Genomic DNA, 981 nt, shown 5'->3' on the forward strand with positions numbered 1-981 from the left:
TTTTCATTCTCTTTATCTGGCTGAATACAGATAATTGTGGTTATAAGGACATAGAAAGGTGATCTCTGTACAGCAAAGAGAGTGAATAATACCATGATGATGAAGACGGCAATACTTGTTTTAATAATACGTAATCCGATTCTAGGCATAATTACAACTCCAAACTATCATTACCGGCTTCAGCCATCATTTTTTCTCTACAAGATAGAACTAATCCATCAACGATTTCCATATGTTCAACCATCTGTCTTCTAAACAAATGAGTAGGAAGTAATATTGCGATTTCATCATAATCTTTATCATTCTTCTCTCCTGTTTCCTGTCCATAATATACACGAGCAAGAGGTGCTTCTTTTTGAATACTGAAGAATGTATCCCAGATGATTGCATAAACCTGCGCAGCTGTTAGATGAAGCTTCTTAGTATCAGGAAGTGCATAAAGAAGTAAGATGCCTCTGACTGCATCTGTCTTTCTCTGGTCTACTGATCCATCATGCTTATAATAACGTTCTATATCATAGCCATCAGCCAGATAAACAAGGGAACGGGGAACAGGCTGATGTTGTGAGAGGATATTTTTAAAACGTCTCATTGTATGATGTGAGACATCCTTCCCCTCTAACAGATCTCCAGAAGGTGATGTAAGTAGTACTGGATTTTCTCCTGCTTTACCATGAAATGTTTGAGGAATCAAATAAGCATCACGTAATAAATCAAACATAGATTTACCACATATGGCTAATAGTAATGCGCTGATATCCTGATTTGAATAACTATCTAGAACGACTTTTGAAAAGGTCTCATTGTTTAATTCTTCTGATCCCTGAAAGTCTTCTAGACTTGAATTGAATGTTTCTCTCAGTCTTGCACAAGCTTCTTTACTTGCGAGTATTTTGTGAAATATGTTCTCTACTTCTTGAACACGTGGAAATAATGGTGTCATAGTTTTAACCTCCATCCACTTGTGATTATAGACTTTCT

The 981-nt window shown here is 36.3% G+C and carries 2 protein-coding genes; both read right to left on the reverse strand.

The window, feature by feature from the left end; genetic code table 11:
• Positions 1-149, reverse strand: a 149-nt coding sequence (locus B2S90_RS10805) for an aromatic acid exporter family protein (RefSeq protein ID WP_349677195.1), incomplete at its 3' end; no start/stop codon positions are given.
• Positions 150-151: 2 nt separating this feature from the next.
• Entirely contained in the window at positions 152-943 is a 792-nt protein-coding gene (locus B2S90_RS01415; RefSeq protein WP_286696437.1) for a DUF4866 domain-containing protein, read from the reverse strand.
• Positions 944-981 lie beyond the last annotated feature (38 nt).

This window comes from Catenibacterium sp. UBA627 (genome assembly GCF_002299355.1).
In the GTDB taxonomy this organism is placed as follows: Bacteria; Bacillota_I; Bacilli_A; order Erysipelotrichales; family Coprobacillaceae; genus Catenibacterium; species Catenibacterium mitsuoka.

What these genes read in the sequence shown, in the direction of transcription:
- B2S90_RS01415 (WP_286696437.1), bottom strand. Translation starts at nt 943, where the DNA reads ATGACACCATTATTTCCACGTGTTCAAGAAGTAGAGAACATATTTCAC.